14 protein-coding genes are annotated in these 19,971 nt (G+C 71.5%); 6 read left to right on the top strand and 8 right to left on the bottom strand.

The genetic code is table 11. The features are described 5' to 3' along the window. Positions 1-6 precede the first annotated feature (6 nt). Genes AC07CM_RS32635 through AC07CM_RS32625 form a run of 3 tightly spaced genes read left to right on the top strand, consistent with a single transcriptional unit; the run spans position 7 to position 4,645 of the window. Positions 7-399, top strand: a complete 393-nt coding sequence (locus tag AC07CM_RS32635; RefSeq protein WP_478880075.1) for a DUF742 domain-containing protein — start codon at positions 7-9, stop codon at positions 397-399. A gap of 24 nt (positions 400-423) precedes the next feature. Then, entirely contained in the window at positions 424-4,059 is a 3,636-nt protein-coding gene (locus tag AC07CM_RS32630; RefSeq protein WP_478880074.1) for a hydantoinase B/oxoprolinase family protein, read from the top strand. Beyond that, the gene (locus AC07CM_RS32625) at positions 4,040-4,645 is read left to right on the top strand and encodes a GTP-binding protein (protein WP_478880073.1); all 606 of its coding nucleotides are present in this window, start codon (positions 4,040-4,042) and stop codon (positions 4,643-4,645) included. Before AC07CM_RS32630 ends, AC07CM_RS32625 begins: the two co-directional genes overlap by 20 nt. A 79-nt stretch (positions 4,646-4,724) precedes the next feature. Here the strand turns inward: AC07CM_RS32625 and glpK are convergent, their stop codons facing one another. From glpK to AC07CM_RS32600, 5 genes are all read right to left on the bottom strand, one after another. Beyond that, positions 4,725-6,245, bottom strand: a complete 1,521-nt coding sequence (glpK, locus tag AC07CM_RS32620; protein ID WP_478880072.1) for a glycerol kinase GlpK — start codon at positions 6,243-6,245, stop codon at positions 4,725-4,727. A gap of 33 nt (positions 6,246-6,278) precedes the next feature. Beyond that, entirely contained in the window at positions 6,279-7,028 is a 750-nt protein-coding gene (locus AC07CM_RS32615) for an MIP/aquaporin family protein (RefSeq protein WP_478880071.1), read from the bottom strand. 360 nt (positions 7,029-7,388) lie between these two features. Further along, a complete protein-coding gene (locus tag AC07CM_RS32610) occupies positions 7,389-9,038 on the bottom strand; it encodes an EAL domain-containing protein (protein WP_478880070.1) in 1,650 nt (549 codons plus the stop codon). A gap of 136 nt (positions 9,039-9,174) precedes the next feature. Then, on the bottom strand, positions 9,175-10,362 hold the full coding sequence (locus AC07CM_RS32605) for a lipid-transfer protein (protein ID WP_478880069.1): 1,188 nt from the start codon (positions 10,360-10,362) through the stop codon (positions 9,175-9,177). Next, on the bottom strand, positions 10,359-10,784 hold the full coding sequence (locus AC07CM_RS32600) for a Zn-ribbon domain-containing OB-fold protein (RefSeq protein WP_478880173.1): 426 nt from the start codon (positions 10,782-10,784) through the stop codon (positions 10,359-10,361). Before AC07CM_RS32600 ends, AC07CM_RS32605 begins: the two co-directional genes overlap by 4 nt. Positions 10,785-11,030: 246 nt before the next feature. Here AC07CM_RS32600 and AC07CM_RS32595 point away from each other — a divergent pair, with 246 nt between their 5' ends. Next, on the top strand, positions 11,031-11,567 hold the full coding sequence (locus AC07CM_RS32595) for an NUDIX domain-containing protein (protein WP_478880068.1): 537 nt from the start codon (positions 11,031-11,033) through the stop codon (positions 11,565-11,567). Between the two features lie 10 nt (positions 11,568-11,577). Here AC07CM_RS32595 and AC07CM_RS32590 read toward each other — a convergent pair whose 3' ends face one another. Beyond that, complete coding sequence (locus tag AC07CM_RS32590; RefSeq protein ID WP_478880067.1) at positions 11,578-13,938, bottom strand: glycoside hydrolase family 31 protein; 2,361 nt, start codon at positions 13,936-13,938, stop codon at positions 11,578-11,580. 214 nt (positions 13,939-14,152) lie between these two features. Between AC07CM_RS32590 and AC07CM_RS32585 the strand changes: the two genes are divergently transcribed. Continuing rightward, entirely contained in the window at positions 14,153-16,120 is a 1,968-nt protein-coding gene (locus tag AC07CM_RS32585; RefSeq protein ID WP_478880066.1) for an acetoacetate--CoA ligase, read from the top strand. Between the two features lie 274 nt (positions 16,121-16,394). Then, positions 16,395-17,288 carry a hypothetical protein gene (locus AC07CM_RS32580; RefSeq protein WP_478880065.1) on the top strand — a complete coding sequence of 298 codons (894 nt, stop codon included), beginning with the start codon at positions 16,395-16,397 and terminating at the stop codon, positions 17,286-17,288. Between the two features lie 70 nt (positions 17,289-17,358). On the opposite strand, the gene ptsP is transcribed toward AC07CM_RS32580, so the two are convergent. Both ptsP and AC07CM_RS32570 read right to left on the bottom strand, forming a co-directional pair. Beyond that, positions 17,359-19,029, bottom strand: coding sequence for a phosphoenolpyruvate--protein phosphotransferase (gene ptsP, locus AC07CM_RS32575; RefSeq protein WP_478880064.1), 1,671 nt, complete (start codon positions 19,027-19,029; stop codon positions 17,359-17,361). A 78-nt stretch (positions 19,030-19,107) separates the two neighbouring features. After that, positions 19,108-19,557: a PTS sugar transporter subunit IIA gene (locus tag AC07CM_RS32570; protein WP_478880063.1), complete on the bottom strand. Its 450-nt coding sequence runs from the start codon at positions 19,555-19,557 to the stop codon at positions 19,108-19,110. Positions 19,558-19,971 lie beyond the last annotated feature (414 nt).

The following is a 19,971-nucleotide window of genomic DNA, read 5'->3' as shown; positions in this document are numbered from 1 at the left end:
GATGACATGAGCGGAGACGGTCAGGGAAGAAGTCACTGGTTCGACGACGAGGCCGGACCGGTCGTCCGTCCGTACGCCATGACGCGCGGCCGCACCACGAGTGCGGCCCAGCACCGCCTCGATCTGATCGCGGTGGTCGTCACCGAACCCGGCGCGGGGGACCCGGAGGCGGACACGCTGCTCGCACCGGAGCACGTGGAGATCGTCGGCCTCTGCCGGGCACCGCAGTCGATCGCGGAACTCGCCGCGGAGCTCGATCTGCCGATCGGGGTGGTGCGGGTCCTCATCGGAGACCTCATGCACGCGGAACTCGTCCATGTGACACGTCCGGTGCCCCCGGCCGAACTGCCGGACGAGAGTATTCTGCGCGACGTGATCAACGGCCTCCGGGCGCTGTGACCGGCGCGGAAGCGGAGTAGTGACGTGACAGGCTGGCAGTTCTGGGTCGACCGTGGCGGCACCTTCACCGACATCGTCGCGCGTCGCCCGGACGGCAGCCTGCGCACGCACAAACTGCTCTCCGACAACCCCGCCCGGTACGCCGACGCGGCCGTCGCCGGCGTACGCGAACTGCTCGAGGGATCCGAGGAGCCCGTCGACGCCGTCCGCATGGGCACCACCGTCGCCACCAACGCCCTGCTGGAACGCAAGGGCGAACGCACCCTCCTCGTGATCACCCGCGGGTTCCGCGACGCCCTGCGCATCGCCTACCAGAACCGCCCCGCCATCTTCGCCCGCCGTATCGAACTGCCCGAGCTGCTGTACGAACGGGTGATCGAGGTCGACGAACGGATCGCCGCCGACGGCACCGTCCTGCGGGCCCCCGACCTGGACGCCCTCGCGGGCCCGCTCCAGCAGGCGTACGACGACGGGATCCGCGCGGTCTCCGTCGTATGCCTGCACAGCCACCTCCACCCCGCCCACGAACGGGCGATCGGAGTCCTCGCCGCCCACACCGGCTTCCCGCAGATCTCGCTGTCCAGCGAGGTCAGCCCCCTGATGAAGCTCGTACCGCGCGGGGACACCGCCGTCGTCGACGCCTACCTCTCGCCCGTACTGCGCCGCTACGTGCGACACGTCGCCGACGAACTCCAGGGTGTGCGGCTCATGTTCATGCAGTCCAACGGCGGCCTCACCGAGGCTGGCCAGTTCCGCGGCAAGGACGCCATCCTCTCCGGGCCGGCCGGCGGAATCGTCGGCATGGCCCGCATGTCGCAGCGGGCCGGCTTCGACCGCGTGATCGGCTTCGACATGGGCGGCACCTCCACCGACGTCTCGCACTTCGCCGGTGAGTACGAGCGGGTCTTCACCACCCTGATCGCGGGCGTCCGGCTGCGCGCCCCGATGCTCGACATCCACACCGTCGCCGCGGGCGGCGGCTCCGTGCTCCACTTCGACGGCTCCCGCTACCGCGTCGGCCCCGACTCGGCCGGCGCCGACCCGGGCCCCGCCTGCTACCGCGCCGGCGGCCCGCTCACCGTCACGGACGCCAACGTGATGCTCGGCCGCATCCAACCCACCCGCTTCCCCGCGGTGTTCGGCCCGGACGGCGACCAGCCGCTGGACGCCACCGTGGTCCACGACCGCTTCACCGCCCTCGCGCGCGAGATCCGCGAGCGGACCGGCGACGACCGCACCCCGGAGCAGGTGGCCGAGGGCTATCTGCAGATCGCCGTCGCCAACATCGCCAACGCCGTGAAACGGATCTCCGTCCAGAAGGGCCACGACGTCACCCGCTACGCCCTGACCACCTTCGGCGGAGCGGGCGGCCAGCACGCGTGCAGGGTCGCCGAGTCGCTCGGGATCCGCACCGTCCTCGTGCCCCCCATGGCCGGTGTCCTCTCCGCGCTCGGCATCGGCCTCGCCGACACCACGGCCATGCGCGAACAGTCCGTCGAGGCCCCTCTGGAGGCGGCCTCGATGCCCGGCGTCCGCGAGACGGCCGACGACCTGGAGGGCGCCGCCCGCGCGGAACTGCGCGCCGAGGACGTCCCGGAGGACCGCATCGAGGTCACCCGCCGTGCCCAGCTGCGCTACGACGGTACCGACACCACCCTCACCGTCGAGTTCACCGAGCCCGGCACCATGCGTCACGCCTTCGAAGAACGTCATCGCGCCACGTACTCCTTCACCCTCGACCGCCCGATCGTCGTCGAAGCCCTCTCCGTAGAAGCCACCGGCATCACCGCACCCCCCGATCTCTCCGCCCTCGCCCCCTACGAGGGCCGCCCCGCGGCCCCCGAGACCGTCCGCCTGCACACCGGCGGCACCTGGCGCGACGTACCCCTCCACCGCCGGGAGGCCCTTCCTCCCGGCGCAACCGTCACCGGACCCGCGATCATCGCCGAGGCCGGCGCCACGACCGTGGTCGACGACGGCTGGCGGGCCGCGGCGACCGACGACGGGCATCTGCACATGGAACGCACGGCGATTACGCAGAGTTCCGATCTCGACACGAAAGCCGACCCGGTCCTGCTCGAGGTCTTCAACAACCTCTTCATGTCGATCGCCGAGCAGATGGGCGCCCGGCTGGAGTCCACGGCGCAGTCCGTCAACATCAAGGAGCGCCTGGACTTCTCCTGCGCCCTGTTCGACCCGGACGGAAACCTGGTGGCCAACGCGCCCCACATCCCCGTCCACCTGGGCTCCATGGGTACCAGCGTCAAGGAGGTCATCCGCCGGCGCGGCAGCTCGATGCGTCCGGGCGACACCTACGCCGTCAACGACCCGTACCACGGCGGCACCCACCTGCCCGACGTCACCGTGATCACCCCGGTCTTCGACACCGACTCCGCGCCGGACACGGAGAGTGAAACGAAGATCCTCTTCTATGTCGCCTCCCGCGGTCACCACGCCGAGATCGGCGGCATCGCCCCCGGCTCCATGCCCGCCCACAGCCGCACCATCGAGGAGGAGGGCGTCCTCTTCGACAACTGGCTGCTCGCCGAGAACGGCCGCTTCCGGGAGGAGGAGACCCGCCGCCTGCTGGCCGAGGCGCGCCACCCCTCCCGCAACGTCCGCACCAACCTCGCCGACCTTCGAGCCCAGATCGCCGCCAACCGGAAGGGCGTCGACGAAGTGCGGCGCATGATCGAGGAGTTCGGCCTCGACGTCGTGCAGGCGTACATGCGGCACGTCCAGGACAACGCGGAGGAGGCGGTCCGCCGCGTCATCGACGCCCTGGACGACGGGGAGTACGCCTACGAGACGGACTCGGGCGCCGTCATCCGGGTCCGGGTGCGCGTCGACCGGGCCGAACGCCGCGCCACCGTCGACTTCACGGGCACCTCGCCCCAGCTCGCCACCAACTTCAACGCCCCCTTCTCGGTGGTCAACGCGGCGGTCCTGTACGTCTTCCGCACCCTGGTCGCCGACGACATCCCGCTCAACGACGGCTGCCTGCGCCCCCTGGACATCGTCGTACCGCCCGGCTCCATGCTCGCCCCCGAACCGCCCGCCGCGGTCGTCGCGGGCAACGTCGAGACCTCGCAGGCCGTCACCGGCGCCCTGTACGCGGCGCTCGGCGTCCAGGCCGAGGGATCCGGGACCATGAACAACGTCACCTTCGGCAACGAACGCCACCAGTACTACGAGACGGTCGCCTCCGGATCCGGTGCCGGTGACGACTTCTCGGGCGCCGACGTCGTACAGACGCACATGACCAACTCGCGCCTCACCGACCCCGAAGTCCTCGAATGGCGGCTGCCCGTCAGGCTCGAGGAGTTCGCCGTCCGCCGCGGGAGCGGCGGCGCCGGACGCCGGCGCGGTGGGGACGGCGCCGTGCGCCGCATCCGCTTCCTCGAACCCATGACCGTCTCCACGCTCTCCCAGCACCGCCGGGTGCCGCCGTACGGCATGGCGGGCGGCGGGCCCGGCGCGCTCGGCGCCAACCGGGTGGAGCGGACCGACGGCACGGTCACCGACCTCGGCGGAAGCGGCTCGACGGACGTCGCCCCCGGCGACGTGCTCGTCATCGAAACCCCCGGTGGCGGCGGCTACGGCCGACCGTCGCCCGACCATCGAGCAGGAGAAGAGATCGATGATCTTCGGGCGTTCTGAACGCGGCGTGCCCCCGGTCGAGCCCGTCACGCTCAAGATCCTGGTGGCCGGCGGCTTCGGAGTGGGCAAGACGACCCTCGTTGGCGCGGTCAGCGAGATCAGGCCGCTGCGCACCGAGGAGTCGCTGACCGAGGCCGGGCGCCCGGTCGACGACACCAGTGGCGTGGAGGGCAAGCACACGACCACCGTGGCCATGGACTTCGGTCGCATCACCCTGCGCGAGGACCTCGTGCTGTACCTGTTCGGAACGCCAGGGCAGGAACGGTTCTGGTTCATGTGGGACGAGCTGTCCGAGGGCGCGCTCGGTGCCGTCGTCCTCGCCGACACGCGCCGTCTGGAGGACTGCTTCGCCGCCGTCGACTACTTCGAGAGGCGCTCCATACCGTTCCTCGTCGGCGTCAACTGCTTCGAGAGGGCGGACCGCTACCCCGCCGACGCCGTGCGCCAGGCCCTCGACCTGGACGAGCACGTGCCCGTCCTGCTGTGCGACGCCCGCGACCGGGAGTCGGTCAAGGAGGTGCTCATCGGGGTCGTCCAGCACGCGATGGAGTACGCGGCCGACCGCCGCCAGGCCGTCACCACCTGACCGCGGCACGGCCCGTACCCCCGCCGACCGGGGTACGGGCCGTGGTCCCCGCGGACAGCCGCACGCGCGCGTGCGGCGCCTAGGCCTCTTCGTCCTCCAGCCAGCCGAAGCTCTTCTCCACCGCCTTGCGCCAGTTGCGGTACTCGCGGTCGCGTACCGACGCCTCCATGGCCGGTGTCCACTCCGCGTCCTTCTGCCAGTGCGACTTCAGCTCGTCCAGGTCGTTCCACACGCCCGTCGCCAGGCCGGCCGCGTAGGCGGCGCCCAGACAGGTGGTCTCGGAGACCCGGGGCCGGATCACCGGCACACCCAGGACGTCCGCCTGGTGCTGCATGAGCAGGTTGTTCTTCGTCATGCCGCCGTCGACCTTCAGGGTCGTGATCCGCACGCCGGAGTCCTGGTACATGGCGTCCACGACCTCCCTCGTCTGCCAGCTGGTCGCCTCCAGCACCGCGCGCGCGAGGTGGGCCTTGGTGACGTACCGGGTCAGCCCGGTGACGACACCGCGTGCGTCGGAGCGCCAGTAGGGCGCGTACAGGCCCGAGAAGGCGGGCACGATGTAGGCCCCGCCGTTGTCCTCGACGCCGGCCGCCAGGGTCTCGATCTCGTCGGCGGTGCGGATGATGCCGAGCTGGTCGCGGAACCACTGGACGAGCGCGCCCGTTATCGCTATGGACCCCTCCAGGCAGTACACCGGCGCCTCACCACCGATCTTGTAGCCCATCGTCGTCAGCAGCCCGCTCTTGGACGGCACCGGCCGGTCACCGGTGTTGAGCAGCAGGAAGCTGCCGGTGCCGTAGGTGTTCTTCGCGGTGCCGACGTCGTAGCAGGCCTGCCCGAACACGGCGGCCTGCTGGTCGCCCAGCGCCGAGGCCACGGGTACGCCCGCGAGCTGCCCGACGGCGGTGCCGTACACCTCGGCGGACGACCTGATCTCGGGCAGGACCGCTTCGGGCACGTTCATCGCCGAGAGGATGGAGGGATCCCACTGGAGCGTCTCCAGGTTCATCAGCATGGTGCGACCGGCGTTGGTGACGTCGGTGACGTGCCGGCCGCCGTCCGTGCCGCCGGTGAGGTTCCAGATCAGCCAGGAATCGATGGTTCCGAAGGCGATCTCGCCGCGTTCGGCGCGCTCGCGCAGCCCGGGCACGTTGTCCAGCAGCCAGGCCGCCTTGGGGCCAGAGAAGTAGCTGGCCAGTGGCAGGCCGGTCTGGTCACGGAAGCGGTCCTGGCCGTCCGTGCCGCCCAGTTCGTGGCACAGGGCCGCGGTACGGGTGTCCTGCCAGACGATCGCGTTGTGCACCGGCTTGCCGGTGGCGCGGTCCCACAGGACCGTGGTCTCCCGCTGGTTGGTGATACCGAGGGCGCTCAGCTGGTCCGCGCGCAGACCGGCCTTGGCGAGCGCCCCGGCCACCACTGCCTGCACCTTGGACCAGATCTCGGTGGCGTCATGCTCCACCCAGCCCGGCTTGGGGAAGATCTGGCGGTGCTCGCGCTGGTCCACGGCGACGATCGCGCCGCCGTGGTCGAAGATGATGCAGCGGCTGGACGTGGTGCCCTGGTCGATGGCGGCGACGTACTTCTCGGCGGTGTCCGTCATGGCTGTCCCTGGGTCGCTGGATCGGGTCGCTGGTCAGAAGGCCACGTTGTAGACGAGGCCGGCGAGCGCCCCGCCGATCAGCGGGCCGACGACCGGGATCCACGCGTAACCCCAGTTCGACGTGCCCTTGTTCGGGATCGGCAGGAAGGTGTGCACGATGCGCGGGCCCAGGTCGCGCGCCGGGTTGATGGCGTATCCGGTGGGCCCGCCGAGGGAGAGTCCGATGCCGACCACGAGCAGCGAGACGATCAGCACCGTGGTGCCGGACTCGCCGAGCCCCCTCGTCAGCCCGAAGGCCAGGACGGGCAGCACCAGGGACATCGTCGCGATGATCTCGGTGATGAGGTTGGCGACCGGGTTACGTATCTCCGGAATGGTCGAGAAGATCCCGAGGGTCGGCACCGGTTCGTCGGCCGTGCCCTCGGTCGTGCCCTCCTCGCGGACGTTGGCCTGGAACTGCGCGAGGTACACCAGGTAGGCGAGGACCGCGCCCAGCATCGCGCCGACGATCTGGCCCAGCAGATAGACCCAGACCTTGCCCCACTTGCCGGTGTCCACGGCGATACCGATGGTGACCGCGGGGTTGAGCTGACCGCCGGAGAGGGGAGCGGCGGTGTACGCGCCCGCGAGCACACCGAAGCCCCAGCCGAACGCGATGACGACCCACCCGGAGGCGCGGGCCTTGGAGTATCTGAGGGTGACGGCGGCGCAGACACCGGCACCGAACAGGATCAGGATCGCGGTACCGATGACCTCGCCGACGAAAATGTCTCCGTTGCTCATGGCGGCTCCCTTGGCGTCGCGCGGGGCGAGCGGCCCCGGCCCTCCGTGCAGGAACGGTTCCTTGGCGACTTCAGCCGAAGACAGGAGGGATCCCGCGCCCCGCCCGGCGTCCGTGACGAGCGTGCCGTCGCAGCCGGATCGCCCCTGGGGGAGGGCCGTTGAGCAGGAAAAAGCGCGTGGCGCAGTGCCTGATTACGCCGAGAATGTACGGCGATGTCGGCTGACACCCGGAAGTGTTCACCGGCACCACGGGGCCGTCAAGGTCGCTGACGGCAACGGTGACAGCGGTTGCCGGCCCCGTGCCGCCCGGGGCTTCCTTCCCGCAGGCGGGCGTCCAACGGCCGTATACGATCGGGCGCTTCACCCGAGGGGCTCGGCCGCCGCGTATCCCACCTGGGCCGGAGCCGTACCGCAGCCGCGCCGGATCTCGTACCCGGGCAGTCCCGCGTACGCGAGTACCCAGCTCGACCCGCTCAGCGCCTTCGCCGCCTTCTTCAGCGGGGCGAGACGGGCCGCGGCCTGCCGGTGGTCGGACACGCTGCCGGGCCCGCAGACGACGGTCGCCAGGGACAACGTCACCGGGCGCCCGCCCGCCGACCAGGGGACGTCGAGCACGGCGCCGGCCAGTGGCTCGAGCGCCGCCTCCTCCGCCAGCACCAGGAAGTCGTCGCCCCCGATGTGGCCCACGCGCGCGTGCCCCGCGACCGCCTCCTGCAGCGCTCGGCCCACCGAACGGATCAGCTCGTCGCCCGCTGCGAACCCGGCCCCGTCGTTGACCTGCTTGAAGTGGTCGATGTCCAGCCAGCTGAGCGCGAACGTCCGCCCGTCGGCGATCCGCCGGTCCACCTCACTCGTGATGGCGTCCGAACCGGGCAGCCTGGTCAGCGGATTGAGTCGCGCGGCCTCCTCCACCCGGGTCTCGGCCAGCGCCCGTACCAGGTCGGCGAGCCGTACGACCCCCACGCAGCGGCCGCGGCGGTCGACGACCGCCACGTCGTCCGAGGTGCGGTCGCGGCCGCCGATCGCCACCACGTCCAGCACCTCCCACGCGGTGGCGTCCACGCCGACCGTGCGGGGCGCGTCGCCCAGCTTGAAGGCCGGCCGGTCCGCGTACAGGGCGTGCCCGTACCGGCCGGACATCGACAGCAGGAAGCGCGACCGGTGCACCGACCGGACGGGCGCCCCGGTCTGGTCCACGAGCAACACCCCGGAGACGTCCGGTGAGCCGGTCAGCAGGGCCCTCACCTGGCCCGCCGAGGCGGTGACGGGCAGGACGGCCGCGGGGCGCACGAACTCCCGAACGGACGGCCCGGACCGGGGCACGGCCAGGGCGGCGGGGTACCGCGGCGGAACGTACACGTCCGCTGCCGGGATCCGGGCCGGGGGCGCGAACAGCTCGCCCTGGGCGAGCTGGGCACCGGCCGACAGCGCCGCCGCACACTGCAGCTCGGTCTCCACGCCCTCCACCGCCACCAGTGCGCCCAACTGCTCGCACAGCGTCCGCATCGCTCGTACCGCGGCCGGCCGGGCCAGCAGTGAGGCGTCGAGCTTGACCAGGTCGGGGGAGAGGTCGGTGAGCAGCCTCAGGGGCACGTCCCCGTCTCCGATGCCGTCCGCGCTGATCCGAAAGCCCTGCTCGCGCAGCGCGGCGACCGCCTCCAGCAGGGCCTGTTGCGGCACGTGCGTGTAGGGCGGCACGACATCCAGGGTCACCTCCCAGGGCAGCCGCCCCACCGCGCGCACGGCGTCGTGCAGCGCGGTGAGGCCGCCGAGGTCGGCGAGCGTGGCCGCGAAGACGTTGACGTGCAAGGGCAGGAGCGTCTCCTTGCGCGTCGCCGCCCGCAGCGCCAACACGGCCAGCCTGCCGTCGAGTTCGGGATCACGACGGGCCTCGGCCAGGATGTCGCCGGTCTCCGGGCGGGCGAGTATCTCCAGTGCGGCGACCGCGCCGGTCCTCAGATTGACCACCGGCTGGAAGGCGAAGCGGAGAGTATCCGTCCAGGAGTGCACGGGAGCATAATGGCGCTGCCCGCGTACGCCCAGGCGCAGTTCATAAGACGTTCACGCAGCATTCCGGGCTGATCACGCACCGTGAAAAACCTCATGTGCCCCACCTGTGAAACCCCGGACTCGTGCCCCGCTGAGCTCAGCGGACCGCGACCACCGACGACCCGTGCCCGAAGAGCCCCTGGTTGGCCGTGATCCCCACACGTGCCCCGGCCACCTGCCGGCCGCCCGCGGTTCCCCTCAACTGCCAGGTCAGCTCGCAGACCTGGGCGATGGCCTGGGCCGGCACCGCCTCACCGAAGGAGGCGAGGCCGCCACTGGTGTTGACGGGTATGGGACCGCCCGGAGCCGTCGCGCCCTCTCTCAGGAGTTTCGCGCCCTCGCCCGCGCCGCAGAGTCCCAGGTCCTCGTACCACTGCAGTTCGAGCGCCGTCGACAGGTCGTACACCTCCGCCAGGGACAGGTCCTCGGGGCCGATGCCCGCCTCCTCGTAGGCGATCCGGGCGATGGACGCCCGGAAACTCTCGTCGGGGGGCACCGCGACGGCGGAGTCGGTGGCGATGTCCGGCAGATCCAGCACTGTGTTCGGGAACCGCGGTGTCACGGTCGACACCGCCCGGATCCGCACCGGCCGCGCCGCACCGTGACGGCGCGCGAAGTCCAGGCTGCACAGCACCAGCGCGGCCCCGCCGTCGGAGGTGGCACAGATGTCGAGCAGTCGCAGCGGATCGGCGACCACCGCTGAGGCGGCGACCTCCTCGGCCGTGACCCGCTTGCGGTAGCGCGCGTACGGGTTGAGCGCCCCCGCGGCGGCGTTCTTCACCTTGACCAGCGCGAAATCCTCCGCGGTGTCGCCGTGCAGCGCCATCCGCCGACGCGCGTACAGCCCGAAATAGGCCGGGTTCGTCGCACCCAGCAGGCGGAAGCGCAGCCAGTCCGGATCGTCGGGCCGGTCCCCGCCCGCGGGCCGGAAGAAGCCCTTGGGTGCGGCGTCCGCCCCCACCACGAGCACGACGTCCGCCAGCCCGGCGAGGATCTGCGCCCGTGCCGTCGCGATCGCCTGCGCACCCGAGGCGCACGCCGCGTAGACGCTGGCGACCCGGGCTCCCTGCCAGCCCAGGGCCTTGGCGAACGTCGCCCCCGCCACGTACCCGGGGTATCCGCCGCGTACCGTGTCCGCACCCACGACCGATCCGACGTCCGGCCAGTCGAGGGAGGCGTCCGCGAGGGCCGCGCGAGCCGCCGCCGTCCCGTACTCCGTGAAACCGCGCCCCCACTTGCCCCACGGGTGCATGCCCACACCGAGCACCGCCACGTCCGCCGTCATGCCGTCACTCCCGTCGGCCGCCACCGCCAGGTGGTCCAGGTCGTCTCCGTGTCCTCGTGGAGCACTCCCGGGACGACCTCCACCTCCATGCCCACCGCCAGATCGGCGACGGTGATCCCGGGAACCGCCTGCCCCAGCACCACGATCCGCTCGGACTCCAGCTCCACCGCGATCAACGTGTACGGCTCCCACGGAAGTTCCGGATTGCTCACATAGGGTGACGGTGGGCGGTATCGGCTGTCGGTATACGACCAGATCCATCCGGTTCGTGACAGTGGGACCTCGTCCAGTGGGCCGCCCGGGCAGTACGGATTGCGGCAGTGGGCGTCCTCGCGGGGAAAGAAGACCGTGCCGCAGGACGTGCATCGGGTGCCCAGGAGTCGGAAGGAGTCTCCTTCGCCGGTGAACCAGCCGGAGACCACGGGTGTGCGCGTACGCGTCAACGTTCCTCCAGGCGAAGAGATCTGATGAAGCGTCAGAAGTGTGCCACGGGCAACGGAAAATGGGCAGGCGTCCCGGCGAACCGCACGGCCCCCTTTGGCGTCGTCGTACCAGGAGGGGCGGCCGGGGCCGACGGGGGTGGTTCCGGCCGCCCCTCCAGGTGTTCGGCGTATCCCTGTGTGCCACTGTCGGAACACTTGCTTCCTCTGATCGGATACAGTCCGCGCGTGTCCGAAATTCAGCACTCAACCGACAACTCCGCGCCGGACTCCCACTGTTCGAGCTGTGGAGCGCCCTATGGAGAGGGCGTCTCCGGCTGGCCGCGCACCTGCCCGTCCTGCGGGACCGTCGCCTACCGCAACCCGCTGCCGGTCGCGATCGCGCTCCAGCCCGTGTACGACACCAAGGGCACGGCCCTGGTCGTCATCACCCGAACCATCGCCCCCGCGCGTGGAGGCACGGCACTGCCCGGCGGCTACGTCGACGACCGCGAGGACTGGAAGCACGCCGTCGTCCGCGAGCTCAAGGAGGAGACGGGCATCGACGCGGCCGCCCGCGACGTGCGCCTCGTGGACGCCATGAGCTCACCCGACGGGCACCTGCTGCTGTTCGGACTTCTTCCTGAACGCCCGGTAGAAGGACTGCCGGCCTCGGACGCCACGGACGAGACGGAGGGCTGGCACCTGCTGCGCAGGCCCGGGGAACTCGCCTTCCCGCTGCACACCCTGGCCGTGCGGGCTTGGTTCGAGGGCCGCTACGTCTGAGCCCACCGGCTCAGCCGAGGCCCCGTATGCGCACCGGGTGGGGCGGCTCGTCCGCGCCGTCCTCCCGCTCCCGGCTGACGACCACCCGCCGGCCCCGCCAGCGGGCGGCGTAGCGCTCGATCTCCGGCACGTCCCACCCGTCGCCCGCGTCCGGCACCACCAGCCCGCCCCCCGTCCGTCCCCGGGCCGGCGCCCACACCTCCAGCTCGAGCCCGCCGTCCTCCCCGCGTACGGGTACGACTGCGCCCGCGCGCGCGAGCACCGGAATCCGCGAGAGCGGGGCGTCCACGAGAACCTGGGCCGGACCCTCGTACGTCTTCTCGGTCACCGTGTCGTACCAGCGGCCCCGCGGCAGCTGCACAGCACGCCGGTCCGCCCCGGGGTCCAGCACGGGCGCCACCAGAAGGCCGTCGCCCAGCAGGAACGCGTCCCCGCAGTCGCGCAGCGCCCGGTCCTCCGGCGCCCCCCACCACAGCGGCCGCACATACGGGGCACCCGTGCGCCGCGCCAGGTGAGCCAGCGTCATGAAGTAGGGCAGCAGACGCCGGCGTTCGAGCAGCGCCGCGCGCGCGTGCTCCAGCACCTCGGAACCGAACTCCCAGGGCTCCCTGCGCCCGGCACGCAGGCTCGCGTGCGTACGGAACAGCGGCAGATACGCGCCGAGCTGGAACCACCGCAGGTACAGCTCCGGCGACGGCGTGCCGTCGAAGCCGCCGACGTCCGGCCCCGAGTACGGCACCCCGCACAGGCCGAGCCCCAGCACCAGCGACAGGGAGGCCCGCAGCCCGGGCCAGCCCGTCGCCACGTCCCCCGACCACGTGCCCCCGTACCGGTGCATGCCCGCCCAGCCGGACCGCGAGAACAGGAACGGCCGCTCCTGCGGCGACAGCTCACGCAGCCCCTCGTAGCCCGCCCTGGCCATGCACATCGCGTACGCGTTGTGGGCCTCCCGGTGGTCGCCGCCCCGCCCCTCCAGGGCGTGCCGGGCCGAACGCGGCAGCGTCGGCTCACCGAAGGCGCTGAACGACGTCGGCTCGTTCATGTCGTGCCAGAAGCCCGCGAAGCCCTGCCCCAGCCGCTCCTCGTACAGCCCGCCCCACCACTTGCGCACGCGCGCGTGCGTGAAGTCCGGGAAGACCGACTCGCCGGCCCACACCTCGCCCCGCACCGTCCGCCCCGAGGCGTCCCGCACGAACGCGTCCAGGGCCGACCCGCTGTCGTACACGGCGTTGCCCGGCGCCGCCTTCACCGCCGGGTCGATGATCGACACCAGGCGGATCCCGTCCCGGCGCAGTTCCTCGGCGAGCACCGGCAGCTTCGGGAAGCGCTCCTGGTCGACGGTGAACACCTGGTGGTCCGCGTAGTGGTCGATGTCCAGGTGGACGGCGTCCAGCGGCAGACCGCGCTCCTGGTAGCCCGCGACGATCCGGCGCACCTCCTGCTCGCTGCCGAAGCCCCACCGCGCGTGATGGTGGCCGAGCGCCCACGCAGGCGGCAGTGCCGGCGCCCCGGTCAGTGAGGCCCAGATGTGCAGCACGCGCGCGGGTGCGCCCACGATCACCCAGCCGCGCAGCGGGCCGCCGTCCATGCGTATTTCACAGCGCCCGGCCCGGTCGTGGCCCGACCCCGCGCCCTCCTCGCCCTCCCGCAGGGTCACCGTGCCGTCCCACGTGGTGTCGTGGAACACCAGATGGGCCGCGGCGTCGGCCACCACCAGCTGCACCGGCATCGTCAGGTACAGCGGATCGTCGCCCGGACCGAACGCACGGCCAGGGTCGGTGTTCCAGAGCCGGTACGTGCCGTCCCGCAGCCGAGGACCCGCCGCCCGCCCGCCCAGACCGAAGAACCGGGCGTCCGCCGCCACCTCGGACCGCTGCATCCAGCGCGCCGTGCCGCCGTCGGCCGGCTCCCACCAGCGCGGCGGCAGATCCCGCCGCAGCACCACGCCGCCCGGTGTGCACACCTCCAGCGCACCGTGGCGCGAGACGACAACGGTCACCCGTTCGGCCACCACACGCCAGCCGCCGTCCTTGTCCGGCTCCAGAACCGCCCGTGGATCCGGCTCGGGGCAGCTGCCGGCCAGCGCGTACGACGGTTCCGGCCCCGCCCCGTCCCAGCCCCAGAACACGGCACCGTTCACCGCGACGGTGATCCGCAGCTCGGAGCGGCCGAAGCGGATCACACCGCCTCCGGGCCCCGGCTCCGCACCCCGCACCTGCCCCGGCACCCGCGCACGCTCCGCCCCCCGCGGCGGCAGCCCGGCGGCGTCGATACGCCGCCTGCGCCAGGCGGCCCGTACGGTACGCAACCCCTGAGCAGCCCTCCCCGAACCGACCACACTCACCGAACGCACCAGGTCACGACCGTCCATGCTGTTCACCCTGCCACTGACCGCCCCACGCGCGCGTGTCGTTCAACTGCCGTTCACCCGTGCTAGGACCACATCTTCACGACACGGACTATGTGGGGGGCACCCTGGTGTAGAAGTCGATCACATGGCATCGTCCCTGTCAGCCGCGTCACGCGCACACCCCAGCCCGTGCGCGGACCGACGCACACGACGCGCACAGCCCGGGAGCCGCCCCATGTCGACAGCGAACCCCCAGCCGCTCTGGCAGCCAGATCCCGAGCGGATCGCCCAGGCACGCATCACCAAGTTCCAGGCATGGGCCGCCGAGCACCACGGCGCTCCGGCCGAAGGAGGCTACCCGGCACTCCACAGGTGGTCCGTCGACCAGCTCGACACCTTCTGGAAAGCCGTCACGGAGTGGTTCGACGTACGGTTCTCGACGCCCTACGCGCGCGTACTGGGCGACCGCTCCATGCCTGGCGCCGAGTGGTTCCCCGGAGCCACCCTCAACTACGCCGAGCAGGCCCTGCGCGCCGCCGCCGACCGGGCGGACGAACCCGCCCTGCTGTACGTCGACGAGATCCATGAACCGAGCCCGGTGACCTGGTCCGAGCTGCGCCGCCAGGTGGGCTCCCTCGCCGCCGAACTCCGCGCCCTCGGCGTCCGCCCGGGCGACCGCGTCAGCGGCTACCTCCCGAACATCCCCCAGGCTGTCGTGGCGCTCCTCGCGACCGCCGCCGTGGGCGCCGTGTGGACCTCCTGCGCCCCCGACTTCGGAGCCCGCAGCGTCCTCGACCGGTTCCAGCAGGTCGAACCGGTCGTCCTGTTCACCGTCGACGGCTACCGCTACGGCGGCAAGGAGCACGACCGCCGCGAGATCGTCGCCGAGCTGCGCCGCGAACTGCCCACCCTGCGCGCCGTCGTCCACATCCCGCTCCTCGGCACCGAAGCACCGCAGGGCGCACTGGAGTGGTCGGCGCTGACCGCCGCCGACATCGAGCCCGACTTCGAACAGGTCCCGTTCGACCACCCCCTGTGGGTGCTGTACTCCTCCGGCACGACCGGCCTGCCCAAGGCCATCGTCCAGTCCCAGGGCGGCATCCTGGTCGAACACCTCAAGCAGCTCGGCCTGCACTGCGACCTCGGCCCCGGGGATCGCTTCTTCTGGTACACCTCGACCGGCTGGATGATGTGGAACTTCCTCGTCTCCGGCCTGCTCACGGGCACCACGATCGTGCTGTACGACGGCAGCCCGGGCTACCCCGACACGGGCGCCCAGTGGCGGGTCGCCGAACGCACCGGCGCCACCCTCTACGGCACCTCCGCCGCCTACGTCATGGCGTGCCGCAAGGCGGACGTGCACCCGTCCCGCGACTTCGACCTCTCCCGAGTGCGGTGCGTCGCCACCACCGGCTCCCCGCTGCCGCCCGACGGCTTCCGCTGGCTGCACGACGAGGTCCGCGAGGACCTGTGGATCGCCTCCGTCAGCGGCGGCACGGACGTCTGCTCCTGCTTCGCGGGCGCCGTACCGACGCTTCCCGTGTACATCGGCGAGCTCCAGGCCCCCGGCCTCGGCACCGAGCTGCAGTCCTGGGACCCGAGCGGCAAGCCCCTCGTCGACGAGGTGGGCGAGCTGGTCGTCACCAACCCCATGCCCTCGATGCCGATCCACTTCTGGAACGACCCCGACGGCAGCCGCTACCACGACAGCTACTTCGACACCTACCAGGGCGTCTGGCGCCACGGCGACTGGATCACCCTCACCTCACGCGGCTCCGTGATCATCCACGGCCGCTCCGACTCCACCCTCAACCGGCAGGGCGTGCGCATGGGCTCGGCCGACATCTACGAAGTCGTCGAACGGCTGCCCGAGATCAAGGAGTCCCTCGTCATCGGCATCGAACAGCCCGACGGGGGCTACTGGATGCCGCTGTTCGTGCAGCTGGCGCCCGGCGCCGTCCTGGACGAGGCACTCCTGACCCGCATCAAGCAGGCAATCCGCGAACAGCTCTCGCCGCGCCACGTGCCCGACGAGATCATCGAGGTCCCGGGCGTCCCGCACACCCTCACCGGCAAGCGCATCGAGGTCCCGGTCAAGCGCCTCCTCCAGGGCACACCCATGGAGAAGGCGGTCAACCCCGGGTCCATCGACGACCTCGGTCTGCTCGGCTTCTACGAGGAACTGGCCCGCAAGCGCGCCTGACCCGCCGGCCCACCACCAGCCGCACGTGGCCTCGGACTCGCCCAGCACGACGGCGCAGTCCGAGGTCGGCCCAACGGGCCTCGGCCGCGCCGTCGGGTCCGTCTGCTCACCGTCACCCCCGCGATCACCCCCTCGGCTGGAACGAACGGCATCACCAGCGCCTTGACCTGCGCAATCCAGCACTGCTCGGTCCGCGACCGCCACCGCCGGAAGCCGTTGTCAGTGCCGCCGGTTACTGTGAGTGAGCATTGATCGACCGTGCATTGGGGGAAACATGGCGCACACCGACCACCAGACCATGCGACGCGTCCTGCGCCGCGAAATCGCCGGCACCATCGCCCTGCTCACCGACGACCACGACTTCCGCGCCATGCGGCGCTACCGCAGCTTCGCCTTCGACGACCACACCACCTACCTCCAGCAGGTGGAAGCCGTCCTCAAGAGCCGAGCGGCACAGGGCAGCCACACCACACTGGCCCTCTTCGACCCCGAGGAGTACGCCGACTTCTGCGCGGGCACCGGACTCGACCCCGAATCCTCGGCCAGCCGCACGCGCTTCACCGCGGAACTCGCGGCCACCGGAGCCACCATCCCCTACGACGGCCGCCCCCTGGCCACCCTCGTGCCGGCCCTCGTCGACGAGGCCGTACGCCGGGCCACGTGGGAGTACGCCACCACGCTCCTCACCCGTCTCGGGCCCTGCGCCACCTGCGGAGAGGACATCGGACGCGCGGCCTTCACCCGCGCCTCCGACCTCCTCATGCGCATCCTCGACACGGCACCGCCCGGCGACCGGCACCTCGTCTGCAGCGTCTCGGGACCACCGGACACGCTCATCTCCGTCCTGCACGCCGACGCGGACACCGACGGCATCCCGGAACTCGACGAGGCCGAAGCCCTCGAATTCACCAGCGTCCTGGCCCTGGGCCTCGCCACACGCAGCCCCGGCGGACTCGTCATGCGCGTCAGCGCCCCCGACACCGCCGACCGCGTCCACGGCTGGCGGCTGCGCGGCGGCGGCCTCGAACCGCTCACCGCCGCCGAGGTCTTCGACGCCTACTGCACCGACGTCGAATCCGGCGACCTCATCTCACCCGAGTCGGACGTCGACTACTGCGCACCACCCGACCTCGGAGAGGAGAACACGTCACCCGGACACCGCCACTGAAAGCGCCAGGGGCGCCCCACCCGAAGGCGGGACGCCCCTGGATCCGACGCACCGACGAGCGCCCTTACGACTACTCGCCGGACAGCACCGCCTGAGCCGCGGCGCGCGCCTCCTCGGCGCTGTCCGCCGCACGTGCGGCCGCCGCCGCCCGCTCGCACTGCGCCATCGTGTACTTCGCCAGCGTGGCCCGGACATAGGGAATCGACGCCGCACCCATGGACAGGGAGGTGACACCCAGACCCGTCAGCACACAGGCCAGCAGTGGGTCGGACGCGGCCTCACCGCACACACCGCAGCTCTTGCCCTCGGCCTCGGCCGCCTCGGCGGACAGCGCGACCAGGTCGAGCAGCGCGGGCTGCCACGGGTCCTGGAGCCGCGACACCGCACCCACCTGCCGGTCGGCCGCGAACGTGTACTGCGCGAGGTCGTTGGTCCCCAGCGACAGGAACTCGACCTCCTGCAGGATCGAGCGCGCCCGCAGCGCCGCCGACGGGATCTCCACCATCGCGCCGAACTTGGCGCGCAGCCCCGCCTCCCGGCAGGCGTCGGCGAACGCCTTGGCGTCCGCACGGTCCGCCACCATGGGAGCCATCACCTCGAGGTAGACGGGCAGCCCCTCCGCGGCCCTCGCCAGCGCGGTCAGCTGCGTCCGCAGCACCTCCGGGTGGTCGAGCAGGGTCCGCAGACCACGCACGCCCAGCGCCGGGTTCGGCTCGTCGGCGGGCGTCAGGAAGTCGAGAGGCTTGTCGGCACCCGCGTCCAGCACGCGCACGACCACACGGCCCTCGGGGAACGCCTCCAGAACCTGCCGGTACGCCTGGAACTGCTTCTCCTCGGACGGCGCGTTCTTGCTGTCGTCCAGGAACAGGAACTCGGTACGGAACAGACCGACACCCTCCGCACCGGCCTCCACCGCCGCCGGCACGTCCGCCGGGCCGCCGACATTGGCCAGCAGCGGCACCTTGTGCCCGTCGGCCGTGGCACCCGGTCCGGTCGAAGCGGCCAGCGCGGCCTTGCGCTCGGCGGCCGCCGCCCGCAGCTCCGCCTTCCGCTCCTCGCTCGGGTTCACGAAGATGTCGCCCGTGCTGCCGTCGACAGCGATCATCGTGCCCTCGGCAAGCTCACCGGCACCCGGCAGGGCCACCACGGCCGGCACGCCAAGCGCCCGCGCCAGAATCGCACTGTGGCTGGTCGGCCCGCCCTCCTCGGTCACGAAACCGAGCACCAGCGCCGGGTCGAGCAGCGCTGTGTCGGCCGGAGCCAGATCGCGCGCCACCAGTACATAGGGCTGGTCGCTGTCCGGGACACCCGGCATGGGCACGCCGAGCAGCCGGGCGACGATACGGTTCCGCACGTCATCGAGGTCGGCCACCCGCCCGGCGAGGTACTCCCCGGCACCGGCCAGCAGCTCCCGGTACGCGGCGAAGGCGTCGTACACCGCACGCTCCGCCGTGCTGCCGACGGCGATCCGCCGCTCGACGTCCGCCATCAGCTCGGGGTCCTGCGCCATCATGGCCTGCGCCTCGAGCACAGCCTGGGCTTCGCCCCCCGCCAGATTGCCGCGCGCCATCAGGTCGGCCGCCACCGCGTCCACGGCCTGGCGCGCCCGCCCCTGTTCGCGCTCCGCCTCCTCTGCCGGGATCTGCTTGGCCGGCGGCTCGAGCACCGCCGTTCCCATGTGCCGAACCTCGCCGATCGCCACACCGTGGCTCACGCCGACGCCTCGCAGCGTTGTGTCCATCTCACCCGTCTCCGATACTGCGGCGGGTCCCGCCGCCGCGGTGGTTGTCCTGTACGCCGCCCCACGACGGCACTGCCATCAGTTCCAGGAGAAGAGGCTGTCGCCGGCCTTCACGTCACCGCTGTCACGGAGGTCGGAGAGGGACTCGGCCGTGGCCTCGAGCGCCACGACGGGGCACACCGGCGACTTGCCGGCGGCCTCCACCGCGGCGGGGTCCCAGCGCACGATGCTCTGACCACGCGTCACGGTGTCGCCCTTGTTGACGAGCAGCTCGAAGCCCTCGCCGTTGAGCTGGACGGTGTCGATGCCGAGGTGGGTGAGCACGCCGTGGCCGCTCTCGTCGACCACGACGAACGCGTGCGGGTGCAGGGAAACGATGACGCCGTCCACGGGCGCCACGGCCTCGGAGGGCTCACGCTCCGGGTCGATCGCGGTGCCCGGGCCGACCATGGCCCCGGAGAAGACCGGATCCGGCACGGCGGCCAGTCCGATGGCGCGTCCGGCGAGAGGGGACGTCACGGTGGTCATGGGAAGCCTCCCAAGGAGTGGAGCTGCAGGTACGGCCGTCACTACCCGTGCCAGACGACGCACTGAGCAGCAGCGTATGTCAAAGGAAGTGACGGTTCCGCATGGAACCTACCAGCAAGTGGTCTAGACCACCAGCTCTGTCGATTTGCACGGGCCGAGAGGCCGCATGTAGAGTCGTACTCCTGCTTGGGGCGGAGTGACGCGAAAGCGTGTCCGTCGAGCAGCACCCAAACTTGTCAGATCCTATCTCGGGATCGCCTTCCGCATGTCTGCGGGACGGTGGTCAGGGAGACGGAAAAACCCTGATAGAGTTTGAAACACCGAAGGGAAGCGCCCGGAGGAAAGCCCGAGAGGGTGAGTACAAAGGAAGCGACCGTTCCTTGAGAACTCAACAGCGTGCCAAAAATCAACGCC

The organism is Streptomyces sp. NPDC044061 (genome assembly GCF_056434305.1).
The sequence above is the reverse complement of the archived record's forward strand: the minus strand, read 5'-3'. Positions and strand labels throughout refer to the sequence as shown.

Bases quoted from the DNA above. Each gene is read 5' to 3' on its own strand.
- AC07CM_RS32635 (WP_478880075.1), top strand. From the start codon at position 7: ATGAGCGGAGACGGTCAGGGAAGAAGTCACTGGTTCGACGACGAGGCC.
- AC07CM_RS32625 (WP_478880073.1), top strand. From the start codon at position 4,040: ATGATCTTCGGGCGTTCTGAACGCGGCGTGCCCCCGGTCGAGCCCGTC.
- glpK (WP_478880072.1), bottom strand. From the start codon at position 6,245: ATGACGGACACCGCCGAGAAGTACGTCGCCGCCATCGACCAGGGCACC.
- AC07CM_RS32615 (WP_478880071.1), bottom strand. From the start codon at position 7,028: ATGAGCAACGGAGACATTTTCGTCGGCGAGGTCATCGGTACCGCGATC.
- AC07CM_RS32605 (WP_478880069.1), bottom strand. From the start codon at position 10,362: ATGACGGCGGACGTGGCGGTGCTCGGTGTGGGCATGCACCCGTGGGGC.
- AC07CM_RS32590 (WP_478880067.1), bottom strand. From the start codon at position 13,938: ATGGACGGTCGTGACCTGGTGCGTTCGGTGAGTGTGGTCGGTTCGGGG.
- AC07CM_RS32585 (WP_478880066.1), top strand. From the start codon at position 14,153: ATGTCGACAGCGAACCCCCAGCCGCTCTGGCAGCCAGATCCCGAGCGG.
- AC07CM_RS32580 (WP_478880065.1), top strand. From the start codon at position 16,395: ATGGCGCACACCGACCACCAGACCATGCGACGCGTCCTGCGCCGCGAA.
- ptsP (WP_478880064.1), bottom strand. From the start codon at position 19,029: ATGGACACAACGCTGCGAGGCGTCGGCGTGAGCCACGGTGTGGCGATC.
- AC07CM_RS32570 (WP_478880063.1), bottom strand. From the start codon at position 19,557: ATGACCACCGTGACGTCCCCTCTCGCCGGACGCGCCATCGGACTGGCC.